Source organism: Alphaproteobacteria bacterium (assembly GCA_020638555.1).
Taxonomy (GTDB): Bacteria; Pseudomonadota; Alphaproteobacteria; order Bin95; family Bin95; genus JACKII01.
In genome coordinates this window covers 83,920-100,441 of sequence record JACKII010000001.1, presented here as the reverse complement: position 1 = coordinate 100,441, position 16,522 = coordinate 83,920, and the positions used below count along the sequence as shown (strand labels likewise).

General features: G+C 70.6%; 12 protein-coding genes. 8 read left to right on the top strand and 4 right to left on the bottom strand.

The genetic code is table 11. The features are described 5' to 3' along the window. Positions 1–21: 21 nt before the first annotated feature. Both H6844_00465 and H6844_00460 read left to right on the top strand, forming a co-directional pair. Entirely contained in the window at positions 22–2,388 is a 2,367-nt protein-coding gene (locus H6844_00465; GenBank protein MCB9927877.1) for a xanthine dehydrogenase family protein molybdopterin-binding subunit, read from the top strand. Positions 2,389–2,408: 20 nt separating this feature from the next. Then, positions 2,409–3,206, top strand: a complete 798-nt coding sequence (locus tag H6844_00460) for a xanthine dehydrogenase family protein subunit M (protein ID MCB9927876.1) — start codon at positions 2,409–2,411, stop codon at positions 3,204–3,206. Between the two features lie 190 nt (positions 3,207–3,396). On the opposite strand, the gene H6844_00455 is transcribed toward H6844_00460, so the two are convergent. Continuing rightward, complete coding sequence (locus H6844_00455; protein MCB9927875.1) at positions 3,397–4,596, bottom strand: CoA transferase; 1,200 nt, start codon at positions 4,594–4,596, stop codon at positions 3,397–3,399. A gap of 222 nt (positions 4,597–4,818) precedes the next feature. On the opposite strand from H6844_00455, the gene H6844_00450 reads away from it, so the two are divergent. The 5 genes from H6844_00450 to radC all read left to right on the top strand — a co-directional run bounded on the left by H6844_00450 (position 4,819) and on the right by radC (position 10,454). After that, the gene (locus H6844_00450; protein MCB9927874.1) at positions 4,819–5,688 is read left to right on the top strand and encodes a xanthine dehydrogenase family protein subunit M; all 870 of its coding nucleotides are present in this window, start codon (positions 4,819–4,821) and stop codon (positions 5,686–5,688) included. Between the two features lie 27 nt (positions 5,689–5,715). Further along, positions 5,716–6,198: a (2Fe-2S)-binding protein gene (locus H6844_00445; protein ID MCB9927873.1), complete on the top strand. Its 483-nt coding sequence runs from the start codon at positions 5,716–5,718 to the stop codon at positions 6,196–6,198. Further along, positions 6,199–8,475, top strand: a complete 2,277-nt coding sequence (locus H6844_00440) for a xanthine dehydrogenase family protein molybdopterin-binding subunit (GenBank protein ID MCB9927872.1) — start codon at positions 6,199–6,201, stop codon at positions 8,473–8,475. A gap of 26 nt (positions 8,476–8,501) precedes the next feature. Further along, complete coding sequence (locus H6844_00435) at positions 8,502–8,750, top strand: MoaD/ThiS family protein (GenBank protein ID MCB9927871.1); 249 nt, start codon at positions 8,502–8,504, stop codon at positions 8,748–8,750. A gap of 138 nt (positions 8,751–8,888) precedes the next feature. After that, on the top strand, positions 8,889–10,454 hold the full coding sequence (radC, locus tag H6844_00430; GenBank protein MCB9927870.1) for a DNA repair protein RadC: 1,566 nt from the start codon (positions 8,889–8,891) through the stop codon (positions 10,452–10,454). 4 nt (positions 10,455–10,458) lie between these two features. On the opposite strand, the gene H6844_00425 is transcribed toward radC, so the two are convergent. From H6844_00425 to argH, 3 genes are all read right to left on the bottom strand, one after another. Next, complete coding sequence (locus H6844_00425) at positions 10,459–13,053, bottom strand: TIGR02302 family protein (protein ID MCB9927869.1); 2,595 nt, start codon at positions 13,051–13,053, stop codon at positions 10,459–10,461. Further along, entirely contained in the window at positions 13,013–14,281 is a 1,269-nt protein-coding gene (gene lysA, locus H6844_00420) for a diaminopimelate decarboxylase (GenBank protein MCB9927868.1), read from the bottom strand. The genes H6844_00425 and lysA overlap by 41 nt, the downstream gene beginning before the upstream one ends. Before the next feature lie 138 nt (positions 14,282–14,419). After that, entirely contained in the window at positions 14,420–15,868 is a 1,449-nt protein-coding gene (gene argH / locus H6844_00415) for an argininosuccinate lyase (GenBank protein ID MCB9927867.1), read from the bottom strand. Here argH and H6844_00410 point away from each other — a divergent pair. Further along, positions 15,867–16,472 (top strand): TlpA family protein disulfide reductase, encoded by a 606-nt coding sequence (locus tag H6844_00410; protein ID MCB9927866.1) that lies wholly within the window; start codon positions 15,867–15,869, stop codon positions 16,470–16,472. The genes argH and H6844_00410 overlap by 2 nt on opposite strands. Positions 16,473–16,522: the final 50 nt, after the last annotated feature.

Genomic DNA, 16,522 nt, shown 5'->3' with positions numbered 1-16,522 from the left:
CGCGACGAGGAGGATACGGATATGAACGACAGCGTTTCCGGTATCGGCGCCCGCGTGCTGCGGCGCGAGGATTTCCGCTTCATCAAGGGCCGCGGCAAGTATGTGGACGACATCGTCCTGCCGCGCCAGACCTATGCCGCCATCGTGCGCAGCCCCTATGCCCACGCCACCGTCAACGGCATCGACACCGCCGAGGCGGCGGGCATGCCCGGCGTGGTGCGGGTGCTGACCGCGGCCGACTTCGAGGCGTTCGGCGGCCTGCCCTGCGGCTGGCTGGTGAACAGCCAGAACGGCGACCCGATGGTCGAGCCGAAACACCCGATCCTGGCCGAGGGCAAGGTGCGCCATGTGGGCGACCCCGTGGCCGTGGTCATCGCCAACTCCCGTGCCGAGGCGCGCGATGCGGCGGACGCGGTGCTGGTTGACTATGGCGAGCTGCCGGCCAATGTCGACATGCGCCAGGCGATCGCCAGCCCGGCTTCAGCGGTGCATGACGAGGCCGCGAACAATCTCTGCTTCGACTGGGCCCTGGGCGACAAGGCGCAGATCGAGGCGGCCATGGCCGGTGCGGCGCACGTCACCACGCTGGAATTCAGCAACAACCGCGTTTCGCCGAACGCGATGGAGCCGCGCTCGGCCATCGGCGACTACGACACCTCGAACGGCGACCACACGCTCTACACCACCAGCCAGAACCCGCACGTGATCCGGCTGTTGATGGGCGCCTTCGTGCTGTCGATCCCGGAGCACAAGCTGCGCGTCTATGCGCCCGATGTGGGCGGCGGCTTCGGCTCCAAGATCTATCATTATGCCGAGGAGGCCATCGTCACGGTGGCGGCCAAGCTGATCGGCCGGCCGGTGAAATGGACCAGCGACCGGACCGAGGCCTTCATCTCGGACGCGCACGGCCGCGACCACGTCACCGTCGCCAAGCTGGCGCTGGATGCGGACGGCAAATTCCTGGCGCTCTCGACCGAGACGCTGGCGAATATGGGCGCCTATCTGTCGACGTTTGCGCCCTGCGTGCCGACCTATCTGCACGCGACCCTGCTGGCGGGCCAGTACAAGACGCCGCTGATCTATGCCAATGTGAAGGCGGTGTTCACCAACACCGTGCCGGTGGACGCCTATCGCGGCGCCGGCCGGCCGGAGGCGACCTATCTGCTGGAGCGGATCATCGACAAGGCCGCGCGCGAGATGGGCTTGGACCAGGCGGACATCCGCCGGCGCAACTTCATCCAGCCGGACGAATTCCCCTACCAGACCCCCGTCGCGCTGGTCTACGACACCGGCAATTACGAGGCGACGCTGGCGGCCGCCCTCAGCGCCAGTGACTATGCCGGCTTTGCCGGGCGCAAGGCGGAGGCCAAGGCGCGCGGCAAGCTGCGCGGCATCGGCCTTTCCTGCTATATCGAGGCCTGCGGCATCGCCCCGAGCGCCGTGGTCGGCTCGCTGGGCGCCCGCGCCGGCCTCTATGAGGCGGCGACGATCCGGGTGAACCCGACCGGCTCGATCTCGGTGCTGACCGGCTCGCACAGCCACGGCCAGGGCCACGAGACCACGTTTGCCCAGGTGGTGGCGGACAAGCTGGGCCAGCCGATCGACAATATCGACATCGTCCACGGCGACACGGCGCGCATTCCCTTCGGCATGGGCACCTATGGCTCGCGCTCGCTGGCGGTCGGCGGCGAGGCCATCGTCAAGGCGGTGGACAAGATCGTCGCCAAGGGCAAGAAGATCGCGGCCCATCTGATGGAGGCCTCGGCCGACGACGTCGTCTTCGAGGGCGGCCAGTTCAAGGTGGCCGGCACCGACAAGGAAATCGACTTCGGCACCGTGGCGCTCACCGCCTATGTGCCGCACAACTTCCCGTTCGACGAGCTGGAGCCAGGGCTGGAGGAGACGGCGTTTTACGACCCGGCCAACTTCACCTACCCCGCCGGCAGCTATGTCTGCGAGGTCGAGATCGACCCGGAGACCGGCGTGGTCGAGGTCTGCTCGCTGCACGCCTCCGACGATTTCGGCAATGTCATCAATCCGATGATCGTCGAGGGCCAGGTGCATGGCGGTCTGGTCCAGGGCATCGGCCAGGCGCTGCTGGAACAGGCGGTCTATGACGAGACCGGCCAGTTGCTCACCGCCAGCTACAACGACTATGCCATGCCGCGGGCCGACGACGTGCCGTCGTTCACGGTGGACCACCAGATCACCGCCTGCACCCACAACTCGCTGGGCGTGAAGGGCTGCGGCGAGGCCGGGGCCATCGGCTCGCCGCCGGCGGTGATCAACGCCATCGTCGACGCGCTCGGCGACTATGGCATCGCCCATATCGACATGCCGGCGACGCCGCGCAAGGTGTGGCGCGCGATCCAGGCGGCGAAGGCCTGAGGCAGGCAGAGGACACGATCATGTATGCATTCAACTATGTGAAACCGGCGAGCCTCGCCGATGCCGCCGCCGCGCTCTCCGGCGCGGAGGACGGCGCCTTTCTGGCCGGTGGCCAGACCCTGTTGCCGACGCTGAAACAGCGCCTCGCCAGCCCCAGCGATCTGGTGGACCTTGGCGGCATCGCCGAATTGCAGGGCATTCGCCTGGAGGGCCGCGACGTGGTCGTCGGCGCCATGACCCGGCACGCGGCGGTGGCCGCCTCCGCCGAGATCAAGGGCAACATCCCGGCACTGGCGGCGCTGGCCGGCGGCATCGGCGACCAGGCGGTGCGCAATCGCGGCACCATCGGCGGCTCGGTCGCGAACAACGACCCGGCGGCGGATTATCCGGCGGCGGTGCTGGGGCTCGGCGCCACGGTGGTGACCGACCGGCGCGAGATCGCGGCGGACGACTTCTTCACCGGCCTGTTCGAGACCGCGTTGCAGCCGGGCGAGATCATCACCGCCGTGCGCTTCCCGCAGCCGGAGAAAGCGGCTTACGTCAAGTTCCCGAACCCGGCGAGCCGCTATGCCATGGTCGGCGTGTTCGTCGCCAAGACCGCGGGCGGCGTGCGCGTGGCGGTGACCGGTGCGGGCAGCGGCGGCGTGTTCCGGGTGCCGGCCTATGAGGAGGCGCTGGCGGCGAATTTCGCCGCCGACGCGGTGGCGGACGGCGCGGTGGCCGCGGCCGACCTGAACAGCGACCTGCACGCCGACGCGGACTACCGGGCGCACCTGATCGGGGTGATGACCCGGCGCGCGGTCGCCGCGGCGGGCTGAGCGGCGGGCGGCGGGTCGGTCGTTTCCCGGCCGCCGCGAAGCGGTGGGTCGGGATCGGCGTCGGCAATCGAACACTGCTTCCACCTGTGTTCGCAGGATGCGACCGGCCCCGGATCGGTGCTCCGCACCGTCCGGGGAACATTCAGTCCGGGGAACATTCAACCGTCGGGCGGTCTTTCTCCGGACGGCCTCAGGCGACGGCGTTTGCGGCCCGCAGCGCCCTGATGGCGCTGGCGTCGTAGCCGCATTCGGCCAGCACCGCGTCCGTGTGCTCGCCCTTGTCGGGGGCGGTGCCGCGCGGGTCGCCGGGGACGAGCGGCGCGGTGCCGGGCAGGTTCACCAGCGGCAGCGGCCCCAGGCCCGGATCCTCCAGCCAGGCGAGGGTGCCGGTCGCCTCCACATGGGCGTCGCGCACCACGCTCGCATAGTCGTGCACCGGTGCGTGCGGCACGTCGGCGGCGGACAGCGCCGCGCAGAGTTCGTCGCGGCCGCGGCCGGCCATGGCGTCGGCGATCAGGGTGTGCAGCAGGGCGTCGTGCTCGCGTCGGGCGGCGAGCGTGGCGAAGCGCGGGTCTTCGGCCAGCGCCGGCCGATCCAGCACGCGGCAGAGCGCCTGGAAGAATTTCTCGCGCACGATGGAGATGTTGATCGGGCCGTCCGCGGTCTGGAAGGTGCCGGTCGGCGGCAGCGGCGTCTGCGTCACCGGCGCCCGCGACGAGCCGGGCTCGACCGCCTCCTGCACCAGGCCGTGCTGCTGGTAGAACAGCATCGAGCGCATCAGGCTGATGTCCAGATGCCGCCCGCCCTGCCCCACCGCCTTGGCATAGAGCGCGGTCGAGACGTTCTGATAGGCCATCAGGCCGGTGGTGTAGTCCGGCACCGGAAAGCCGATGCGCCTGGGCTCGCCGTCGGGGCCGCGGTTGCGGCTCATCAGGCCGGTGAAGGCCTGGAGAATGGCGTCGGTGGCGGGTCGGTCCGCATAGGGGCCGGCCTGGCCGAAGCCGGTGATCGAGCCATAGACCACGTCCGGCGCCACCGCCCGGATGGCCTCGTAGCCGATGCCGAGCCGGTCGGCCACGCCCTGGCGGTTGCTCTCCAGGAACACGTCAGAGCCTTGGGCGAGCCGCAGGATCACCGCGCGGCCCTCCGCCTGTTTCAGGTCGACGGTGATGGCGCGCTTGCCGCGGTTGCAGGTGGCGAAGGCGGCGGTGCGGTCGCCCTGGCCGGCGCCGAGCGTGCGCGACCAGTCGCCTTCCGGCGGCTCCACCTTGACCACGTCGGCGCCGTAATGGCCCAGCAGCATGGCGCAGAACGGGCCGGCCAGACCCTGGCTCAGGTCGACGACGCGCAGACCGCGGAACGGCTGCATCGGTTGGGGTTCGCTCGCCATGGCGCTTGTGTCTTTCGTGGCTTCGGGCGCGTTACGGTAGGACGCCGGCCGCGGTTCGGCAACGGCGGGCTTCCGTGGCGCGAAACGGCCATGGCGACGGGCCGCCCAGGGACTTGCAGTTTTGGTCGCTATGGGCGAAAGTCGGATGTACCTTTTTCGTGGGTGTGGTCCGTCCGCGGACGGCCCCTGCCCGCTAGCCCTTTTTGAGACCAGGGAGTGACGATGTACTCGCCCACTTATGCCGCCCCCAAGACGGTGGACGAAGCCGTTGGGTTGCTCGCCAACGCATCCGGCGCTGCCCGGGTGCTTTCCGGCGGCACCGACTTGATCATTCAAATGCGCTCGGGCCGGACGCGCCCGGACCTGATCGTCGACATCAAGAAGATCGAAGGCACGATCGGCATCCGCGAGGAAGCGGACGGCTGGCATGTCGGCGCGGCGACGCCGGGCGCGATGGTGACCGAGCATGCGGCCCTCTGCGCCGCCTGGCCGGGCGTGACCGAAGCGCTGGACCTGATCGGCTCGACCCAGGTGCAGGGCCGGGCCTCGTTCGCCGGCAATCTCTGCAACGCCTCGCCGGCAGCGGACAGCGTGCCGGGCCTGGTGGCCGCCGGCGGCAAGGCCGTGATCGTCGGCAAGAACGGCAAGCGCACCGTTCCGGCGGAAGAAGTGCCGGCCGGCCCGGGCAAGACCACTCTGGCGCCGGATGAGTTCATCTACGAATTCATCATCCCGAAATGCGAGGGCAAGACCGGCGACGCCTATCTGCGCTTCATCCCGCGCACCGAGATGGACATTGCCGTGGTCGGCGCCGGCGTCTGCGTGACGCTGGACGCGAACGGCGTCTGCACCGCGGCCAAGGTCGTGCTGGGCGCGGTGGCGCCGACGGTGGTGGTGGTGGCGGATGCGGCCAAGGCCCTGATCGGCAACAAGCTGGACGATGCGACGCTCGCCAAGCTGGATGCCGCCGCCCAGGCCGCCTGCAACCCGATCAGCGACAAGCGCGGCACCAAGGAGTACCGTATCAAGGTCGCCGGCGTGCTCGCGCGCCGGGCCGCGGCGATCGCCTTCGAACGCGCCGCCGCGCGCTAACGATACCCAACGGGGAATCTGAAAGTTATGTCCAAAACCCATGTCACCTGCACCGTGAACGGTGAAGAGACCGAGTTCCTCTGCGAAACCAGCCAGACCATGCTGGACGTGCTCCGCAACGATCTGGGCCTGACCGGCAGCAAGGAAGGCTGCGGCTCCGGCGACTGCGGCGCGTGCAGCGTGCTGGTCGACGGCCGTCTGGTCTGCTCGTGCCTGATGCTGGGCTCGGAGGCTGAAGGCAAGAGCGTCACGACGATCGAAGGCATTGCCACGGGCGACCATCTGCACCCGGTGCAAAGCCAGTTCCTGAAGCACGCGGCGCTGCAGTGCGGGTTCTGCACGCCGGGTCTGATCGTTGCGACCAAGGCGTTGTTGGACGCCAATCCCAACCCGACGGACGAGGAAGCGCGCTACTGGCTCGCCGGCAATCTTTGCCGGTGCACCGGGTATGACAAGATCCTGGAAGCCGTCCATGCGGCCGCCGCTGAGCTGCGAGGGGAGTCTGCTTAAATGAACGATATACCGCTGAAAGACGCACTGAAGGTCGTCGGCACCCGCCCCGTCCGCCCCGACGGGGTGGACAAGGTGGTGGGCCGGGCCCAGTTCGGCGCCGATGCGTCGATGCCGGGCATGATCTTCGGCGCCACCGTGCGCTCGCCGCACGCCCACGCCCGCATCAAGCGCATCGACACCTCCAAGGCGGAAGCCATGAAGGGCGTGCGCGCGGTGGTCACCGCGGCCGACCTGCCGGACATCGCCTCGGAAGAAGCGTTCGTCGGCGAAGGCCCGATGAATTTCCGCGACCTGTCGTGCAACCTGCTGGCGCGCGACAAGGTGCTGTATGACGGCCATGTGGTGGCCGCCGTCGCCGCGACCTCCAACAGCATCGCCCTGGCCGCGGCCGAGGCGATCGAGGTCGAGTACGAGGTGCTGCCGCACGTCATCGACGAGATCGAGGCGATGGCCGACGGCGCGCCGGTGCTGCACGACGACATCTTCACCGCCGGCGTCGATCCGAAGCCGACCAAGCCGTCGAACGTCGCCAAGCGCATGGAGTTCGCCAAGGGCGATCTGGCCGCCGGCTTCGCCGCGGCCGACAAGATCGTCGAGCGCACCTACAAGACCGCGCCGGTGCACCAGGCCTATATCGAGCCGCACGCCTGCGTCGCCTCGTACAACGCCGACGGCCAGTGCCTGGTGATCTGCTCCAGCCAGGGGCAGTTCATGGTGCGCGCCTATTGCGCCAAGCTCTTGGGCATCGACATTTCCGACGTCCGCGTCATCCCGGCGGAAATCGGCGGCGGCTTCGGCGGCAAGACCCTGGTCTATCTGGAGCCGCTGGCCCTGGCCCTGTCGCGCAAGGCCGGCCGGCCGGTGCGCATGGTCATGGACCGGGTGGACGTGTTCCGCGGCACCGGCCCGACCTCCGGCGGCACCGTGAAGGTGAAGATGGGCGCCAAGAAGGACGGCACCATCACCGCGGCGGAAGCGGAAATCATCCTGCAGGCCGGCGCCTATCCGGGCTCGCCCATGGGCCCGGCGGCGATGTGCTGCTTTGCCATGTACGACATTCCCAACGCCCGCACCGTCGGCGTGGATGTGGTCTCGAACCGTCCGAAGGTCGCGGCCTACCGCGCGCCGGGCGCGCCGATCTCCACGTTTGCGACCGAAAGCGCGCTGGATGAGCTGGCCGGCGAACTGGGCATCGACCCGATCGCCATCCGCCTGAAGAACGCGGCCAAGGACGGCACCAAGGCGCTCTACGGCCCGACCTTCCAGAACATCGGCTATGTCGAGACGCTGGAAGTGCTGAAGGATCACCCGAACCTGAAGGCCAAGCTGGGCCCGAACCAGGGCCGCGGCGTTGCCTCCGGCTTCTGGTTCAATATCGGCGGCGAAAGCTCGGCCTCGCTGGCGGTGAACGAGGACGGCACGCTGGTGCTGGTCTCCGGCAGCCCGGATATCGGCGGCTCCCGCGCCTCCATGGCGATGATGGCGGCGGAAATCCTCGGCATCGACGTGCAGCATATCCGCCCGATCGTCGGCGACACCGCGTCGGTGGGCTTCACCTTCGTCACCGGCGGCAGCCGCGTGACCTTCGCCACCGGCATGGCGGTCTGCGAGGCGACCAACGAGGTGGTGAAGCAGTTGCGCGGCCGTGCGGCCAAGATCTGGGAGATCGACGAAGAGGCGGTGGAATGGCGCGACGGCGCGGCCTATCCGGCCGGTGACAACGCCGGCAAGTTCGAGCCGCTGACCCTGGCCGACATCGCAGGCAAGGCGGCGCGCACCGGTGGTCCGATCACGGCCAAGGGCGCGGTCAACGCCCAGGGCGCCGGCCCCGGCTTCGGCACCCATGTCGTCGATGTGGAGGTCGATCCGGAAACCGGCCATGTCACCGTGCTGCGCTACACCGCGTCCCAGGACGTGGGCCGGGCGATCCACCCGGCCTATGTGGAAGGGCAGATCCAGGGCGGTGCCGTGCAGGGCATCGGCTGGGCGCTGAACGAGGAATACGTCTATACCAAGGACGGCCGCCTCGATAACCCCGGCTTCCTCGATTACCGCGTGCCGGTCGCCAGCGACCTGCCGCAGATCGACACCGTTCTGGTGGAAGTGCCGAACCCGCGGCATCCGTTCGGCGCCAAGGGCGTCGGCGAGGTGCCGATCGTGCCGCCGATGGCCGCGGTGGCGAACGCCATCCACAACGCGATCGGCGTGCGCATGACCAGCCTGCCGATGTCGCCGCCGAAAATCCTGGCGGCGAAGGAAGCGGCCGGCAAGTAACGCCGAACCGGGATCGCGGCAGAGCCATGGCCACAGTGCATCTGAGCGCCACGCTCTGCCGCGCCTATTGCGGCGACGTCCGGTCGGTGGAGGTGCGAGCCTCCACCATCGGGCAGTTGATCCGGGAACTGGACGCGCGCTTTCCCGGCCTCGGCAAGCAGGTCGACGAAAGCATGGCGGTGGCGATCAATGGCGAGATCTTTCAGGACTCCCTCATCGACCCGATTCCGCCGGATGCGGACGTCCACCTGATCCCGAAAATCGCCGGCGGCTGACGCCGGACGGGCAACACCCGTAATCGCGGATGGTTGCCGTTTTCTCACATCTTTCGCTGCCGGTTTACCGGTCCTTAACCCGACTCCTGCTGGGATCGGCGGTATGCGACCACGCATGCAAGGCGGATCGGCAGGGTGATGGCAAAAGGCGGAGACGGTCACCGCGCGCGGCTCCGGCAACGGTTCCTGGCCGCGGGCGCGCGCGCCTTCCTCGACCATGAAATCCTGGAAATGCTGCTGGCCCAGGTGGTGCCGCGGGGCGACACCAAGGGGCTGGCCCATAAGCTGATCGCGGCCACCGGCGGCGCTGCGCCGGCGGCGGGCGCGCGGCGGCCGGGGCTGGGGCTTGGCGTTGCGGCGGTGCTGGCCGATCCGCTGTTGCTGCTGGAATCCGGCGCCGTGCCGGGCTTCGGCCCCGGCATGGCCGCGCATCTGGCGGCGGTGCGGGAGGCGGCGCGGCGGCTCGCGGAAATCGGCGAGTCCGACCGCCCGCTGCTCGGGAGCTGGAACGCGGTCGGCTCCTATTGCCGGCGGCGGTTCCACGACGTCCCGGTGCCGGGGCTCTACATGCTGTTGCTGGACTACCGCCACCGGCTGTTGGCCGAGCCGCTGGACTTCGACCCGGCGGAGGCGCCGGCGGCGATTGCCCACGCCACGGTCCGCGCGGCGCTGCGCCATGCCGCCTCCGGCCTGATCGTGGTGCGCCTCGCCCCGGCGGAGGGTCTGGGCGAGCGGCCGGCCGACCACGCTCTGGCCCGGCGATTGTGCGACGCCGGTGCGCCGGTGTCGGTGCTGATGCACGACTTCCTGGTGGTGGCGGGCGACGAGTTTCTCAGCCTGCGCAGCATGGGCGTGCTGGAGGTGGGGGCACTTTACGACGCAGGACCGGCCGACCTGACCGATGACGGCTGGTATGCGTCGCCCGAAACGCACCTGGCGGCGTTGCAGGCCGCGGCGATGGACGGGAACGCGGCAACCCTGTCGGACGGCGAACTGCTGTCTTTGTTGTTGCGCCGGGTGGTCTCCGACGCGTGCCGCGACCCGCTGGCCGAGGCGCTGCTGGCGCGGTTCGGCAATCTGGGCCGGGTTCTGGCCGCGCCAGTGGACGAGGCTATGCACGTGCTGGAGAGGCGTCCGGCGGCCGAGCGGCCGGCGAATGTGGAAATGGCTGCCGTCCATCTGGGGATTGTGGGCGAGGCGTGCCAGCGCTATCTGCGCGGCCAGATCCTGTCCGTGCCGCTGCTCGACGACGCGGGGGCGCTGGTGCGCTATTGCCGGGCGGCGCTCGCCTATACGGAGGTGGAGCATCTGCACGCCCTGTTCCTGGACGGCGAGCGGCGGCTGTTGTGGGACGAGTTGCTGAGCCGCGGCACGGTCAACACCGCCCCGGTGCACCCGCGCGAGATCGCGGGGCGGGCGCTGCGGCTGGGCGCGAGCGCGGTCGTGCTGGTGCACAACCACCCGACCGGCGATCCGCAGCCCTCGCAGGCGGATGTGTCCATGACTTTGCAGATCGCCCAGGCCTGCCGCGCGGTCGGCGTTGAGGTGCCGGATCACCTGGTGGTGGCGGAAAGCGGCCATGTCAGCCTGGCGGCCACCGGCCGGATGCCGAGTCTGGTCGCAGACCTGGGGGCGGTTCCCGCCGCGGCGGAACCCGGTCCGCGCCGGCGGCACCGGCGGCACCGGCGGGCGCCGCGGGGGTGAGCCCTCAGAACTGTTGCAGCAGGCGTCTCAGATAGTCCTGTTCCGGCACCGGCCGGTCGGGCTCGGCGCTGCGTTCGAACAGGGTGTCGCGGATGCGCCTGGCCCGTTGCAGGTCGCTTTCGGCCGGGATTTGCGGGCCGGTCTCGGACGTCTGGCCGGTGCTGCCTTCGCGGCCGAGCGGATCGGTCAGGCCGCCCGGCTGTCGCCCTCCGGTCCGCTGGCCGGCAGGACCGGGCATGACGCCGAGCTGGCGGGACAGTTGCCGGGCCAAGGCCTGGCCCAATTGCTGCAAATGCGCCAGCGCCTCGCCTTCGGCGTCGAGGGCCGGCTGGCCGGCGCCCTGGTGGAGATTGTCGCGGGCGGCGCGCATCGCCTGCTCGGCCTGCTGCAAGGCATTGGGGATCGTGCCGAAGCGCTCGCCCAGATCGTGCATCATGTCGCCCAGATCGTGGCGCAGCCGGTCCTGGTCGCGGGCGAGGCCCGGCATGGGCTGGCCAAGCGGCGACAGCGCGGACGGGGGAGTGCTCCAGCGGGGCATACCGAAATTGGGCAGGTTCAGGCCCGGCAGATTGAAGCCGGGCTGATTGAGCCCGGGTGGGGAGAAGGGCGGGCTTTGCCGGCCGGCATTGGGGTCGGGTGGCCCGGTCGGGGCGGGCTGGCCTTCCTGGTTCTGCCGGAAGGTGCGGTCGATCAGGGCCTGCTGGCGGCGCTGCATTTCCTGCAACCGGTTCAGCATACGCGTCATGGCCTCGGCCTGTTCGCGTTGCTGCGGCGTCATGCGTTGCGCCTGGCGCACGCTTTCCAGCATCTGTTGCAACTGCGACAGCATTTGCCGGGCGGCGTCGCGCGCACCGGTCTCGGCCAGCGCCTGGATGCGGTCGAGCATGCGCTCGAGTTGCTCGCGGGCGATGGAACGGTTCGGGTCGGCGGCGGCATTGGGCGGTGGCTGCTGGCCGGCCCGCCGGGCGATTTCGGCGGCGAAGCGGCGCATGGCCTCGCGCAGCTCGTCCACGAGGCGACGGATCTCATCGGCGGGGGCGTTGCGGGCCAGCGCCTCCCGCAGCGCCTCCTGGGCCGCGCGCAGGTCGCGTTCGGCGGCGGGCAGGCGGCCGTCCTCCAGGCGCAGCGCCGTATCCCACAACAGGTCGCGCACGGCGTCGCGGGTCGCGCCGCCGTCGTTGCGGCGAAGGCGGTGGAAGGCGGTGTCGAGCGCCAGATAAACCACGATGTCGTCCGCGAACCGACCTGGCCGGCTGGCGATGTCCGCCAGGTCGCGGGCGACGGCGATGGCGGCGGCGCCCTGGTCCATCCGCTTGCGGGCGGCGACGATCCGGCGGGCGACCGGGTGCGAGAACACCCGTTCCGGCAGGACCACCGCCAGGGTTTCGCTTGCGCCTTCCTGGCCGGCGCCGTCGCGGGCGTGGAGCGTGACCCGCACCTTGCGGCCGGCCCAGGGGTGCGGGGTCAGGTCGTTGAAGGCGGTGGAGCGCACCTCCGTCGAACCGGCCTTGCCGAGCGGAAACGGCAGGCGCAGCACCGCGCCCGGCTCGGCACCGGGCTCCGCGGCGTCGAGGCGCAGCTCCGCCCAGGCAGAGGCGACGCCGTAATCGTCGTAAAGCGCGTAGTCGAGCCGCAGCGCCTGGCGCGGCGTCGCCGCCGGAGGCTTGCCGAAGTCGGCGCTCGGCGCTCGGTCCGGGACCGCGGCCAGTGGCCAGGCGGCGAGGGTGCGGCCATGGTCGGCAATGGCCAGCTCGGAGGCGTCGACGGTCTCCAGGGTGAGGCTGTGCTGGCCCGGCGCTTCCTCGGTCATCGGCCGGTCGGTGCCGTCGAGTGTCAGGACCGGCCGGTCGGCATGGCTGACGCGGGCGACGAGCCGGCTGCCGGCGGGAAAGCGCAATTCCTGGCCGGACGCGGGCGCGAAGATCGGGGCGTGGCCGGTATAGGCCGGCGGCTCCAGCCAGAGATCGACGACCGGCCGGACGGCGGGCGCGGCGGCGGCGAACCGGGGCGCGAGGCTGTCGGCGAAGCGCTCGCGCCAGTCGCGGCCGGCGGCGAACACGGCGATGGCAAGGGCCAGCAGCGCGCCGGCGCGCCAGGCGAAGCGGTCGAGGCGTGGCAGGGCACTTTGCGGCGGCCGGGGCCGCAGGGCGGCCAGATAGCGGGCGACCTGGTGCTGGTGTGCCTGCCAGAGCGTCCGCGCCGCGGGGCTGTCGTCCAGGGGCCGGTCGTCCAGCGCCTGCAACGGCCGGTGTGCGACGCCGCTGTCGCGCTCCAGCCGGCGCATGGCCTCCGCCCGGCCGGGAAAGCGCCAGGCGGCGCGTCGTCGCCAGAGCGTCCAGCCGAGCCAGGCGGCTGCGGCGGCCAGGAGGAGGCTGTGCACCCAGGGCCCCAGCGCCGGCAGCAGGCCGGAGAGCGCAAGCGCGAGCAGCGCCAGCACCACCGCCTGCAACGGCCACACCCCGTTCCACACCCGCTCCACCCAGAGGCTGGCCCAGGCGAGCGCGATCCGGCTCTCGAGCGGCAGGGTGCGGGGCGGGTCGGGGCGCAGCGGCAGGGTGTCAGGCCTCCTCCAGCCAGGGCGGCAGCGTCTGGGCCGCAATCATTTCCTCATAGGTGGGGCGGCGGCGCACCACCGACCAGTCCCCGCCGCGCACCAGCACTTCCGGCACGCGCGGACGGCCATTGTACTCGCAGGCCATGACCGCGCCATAGGCGCCGGCGGCGCCGATCACCAGCATGGCGTCGGGCGCCAGCGGCGGCAGGGTGCGGCCGGCGGCGAAGCGGTCGGTGCTCTCGCAGATCGGGCCGACCAGATCGGCCTCGCTCCAGTCGGCCTCCGGCGGCGGCGCGGTTTCCGGCTGGATCGGATGATAGGCGTCGTAGAGGGCCGGGCGGATCAGGTCGTTCATGGCCGCATCGACGATGACGAAGCGCTTGGCCGCCGTCCGCTTTTCCGTGATGACCCGGGTGACCAGCACGCCCGCCGGCCCGGCAATGCGGCGGCCGGGCTCCAGCACGAAGCGGGCGTCGAGGCCGTGGAACACCTCGCGCACCGCCTGGGCATAGGCCGCGACGGCGGGCGGCGCCTCGTCGCGATAGGTGATGCCAAGGCCGCCGCCGAGGTCGATCCGCTCCAGCGGCAGCCCCTCGTCCCGGAGACCGCAATAGAGGTCGCGCACCCGGTGGAAGGCGTCGCGATAGGGCTCCAGCCGCGTGATCTGCGAGCCGATATGCACGGCGAGGCCCACCGGCTCCACCCCCGGCAGCGCCTGGGCGTGGCGGAACAGGGCCGGGGCGGCGTCGTAGGCGATGCCGAACTTGTTCTCCGCCTTGCCGGTGGAGATCTGGGCGATGGTGCCGGCGTCCACGTCCGGGTTGATGCGGATGGCGACGCGGGCGGTGCGGCCCATGGCGGTGGCCAACTCGCTGAGCACGTCCAGCTCGCTCGCCACCTCGACATTGATCTGCATGACGCCTTCGGCCAGCGCGAACGCCAGCTCCTCCCGCGTCTTGCCGACGCCGGAAAAGACGATGCGCTCGGCCGGGATGCCGGCGGCCAGCGCATAGCGGAGTTCGCCGCCGGAGACGACGTCTGCGCCGGCCCCCTCGCCCGCCAGCAGGCGCAGCACGGCCAGGGAGTCGTTCGCCTTGACCGCATAGCAGACGGTGACGGGCAGGCCGGCAAAGGCGTCGGCATAGCTGCGGAAGGCATCGACCAGCGCGGCGCTGCTGTAGACATAGACCGGCGTGCCCACCGCCGCGGCAATGGCGGCGAGCGGCACGTCTTCGGCGTGCAGGTGGTGGTCCTGGTAGTGAAACGGCGTCATCGGGTGGGATAGGTCCGGGGATAGGTGGCGGTGACGCCGTCGGGTTGTTCCAGCTTGCCGCGCTTGCCGCAGGCGGTGATGGCGAAGGCGAGCACGGTCATGACGAACAGCATGATGACGAGGCGGCCCATGGGCGGATCAGCTCCCCTGGTTTGGGTCGACAGGGTTCAGGTCGACTGGGGTCAGGCCGAAGCGCAGCCGCGCCTCGGCGATGGCTTCGCGCACCCGGACCGGCGCGGTGCCGCCCTCGCTGGTGCGGCTCGCGACCGAGGCGTCGACGGTCAGGACGTCATAGACCCCGGCGTGGATGCCCGCATGCACCCCCTGCATGGTCTCCAGCGACAGGCCGGCAAGCGAGGTGCCCTGGCGGTCCGCCTCCGCCACCAGGCTGCCGGTGACGTGATGGGCGTCGCGGAAGGGCAGGCCCAGCTCGCGCACGAGCCAGTCGGCGAGGTCGGTGGCGGTGATGTGGCCGCGCTCGGCCGCGGCGCGCATGGCGTCGGGCTGCGGGGTCAGGTCGCGCACCATGCCGGCGCTGGCGGCGAGGCAGAGCATCAGGGCGTCGGCGGCCTCGAACGTGGGCTCCTTGTCCTCCTGCATGTCCTTGGAATAGGCGAGCGGCAGGCCCTTCATGGTGACCAGCAGGCTGGCGAGCGAGCCGATCATGCGGCCGGCCTTGGCGCGGGTCAGTTCGGCGGCATCGGGGTTGCGCTTTTGCGGCATGATGCTGGAGCCGGAGGTGAAGGCGTCGGACAGCTGCACGAAGCGGAAGCCCTCCGAGCACCAGAGCACGATTTCCTCGGCCAGCCGCGAAAGATGGGTGGCGCAGATGGCGGCGGCCGAGAGGAATTCCAGCGCGAAGTCCCGCGCCGAGACGCTGTCGACGGAATTGGCGGTCGGCCGGGCGAAGCCCAGCGCCCGTGCGGTGGCGCCGCGGTCGATGGGGAAGGGCGTGCCGGCGAGCGCGGCGGCGCCCAGCGGCGACTCGTTCATGCGGTGGGCCGCGTCGGCGAAGCGGCCGCGGTCGCGCCCGAACATCTCCACATAGGCCATCAGGTGGTGGCCGAAGGTGATGGGCTGGGCGTTTTGCAGGTGGGTGAAGCCGGGCATGACCGTCTCCGCCGCGGCCTCCGCCTGGTCGACCAGTGCGGCCTGGAGGTCGGCCAGCGCCCGGTCGGCTTCCTCGCAGGCCTGGCGCACCCAGAGGCGAAAGTCGGTCGCGACCTGGTCGTTGCGGCTGCGCGCGGTGTGCAGCCGGCCGGCCGGCGCGCCGATCAGTTCGCGCAGCCGGGCCTCCACATTCATATGAATGTCTTCCAGTTCCGGCCGGAAGGGGAAGCTGCCATCGGCGATTTCCGCCTCGACCTGGGTCAGCCCCTGTTGAATGGCCGCATTGTCTTCGGCGCCAATAATGCCTTGATCGGCTAGCATGGCGGCGTGGGCGCGGGAGCCCGCGATATCCTGCGGCGCCAGACGCTGGTCAAACCCGATGGAGACGTTGATCTCGGCCATGATCGCGGCCGGGCCGGCGGCAAACCGTCCGCCCCAAAGCGGGTTGGCATTCGGATCGGAGGAAGATTGAGACATGCGGTGGATCGCTCTGGTGCTGCTGGTGGCGGTGATCGCGGCTGCGGCTGCCTTGTATGGCATGGTCGCGGGCGAAGGGGAAGCGGAGGCGCCTCGTAGCGTCGCCGCAGCACCCGCGACCGGCGACCGGGTCGTGCACGCGGTGCCGGACTGGACCGCGGCGCTGCAACGGCTCGACCCGCCGCAAGCCGCGAGCACGGAAGCCTTCACCGACGGCGACGGCAAGGCGCTCTCCCTGGCCGACTTCAAGGGCCAGGGCGTGGTGCTCAACCTGTGGGCGACCTGGTGCGGCCCCTGCGTGACCGAGATGCCGTCGCTGAACCGGTTGCAGGCGGCGGTGGCCGCGGACGGCATCCGTGTGGTCGCGGTCTCGTCGGACCGGGAGGGCATGGCCAAGGTGGGGCCGTTTCTGAAGAAGTACGACCTCGACCATCTGCAACCGTATCTGGACCCGAACGGCGCGTTCCAGCGCTCCATGGCAGGCCAGGGCCTGCCGCGCACCTTCATCCTGAACGGCGCGGGCCAGGTGGTGGCGAGCTATGTGGGGCCGGCGGAATGGGACGCGCCGGAGCTGATCGTCCGCGTGCGGGAACTGGCGCGGTGAGGGCGCTTTCGGCGAACAGGCGTGGCGGCGGTGTTCGCGCGCCGCGGGCG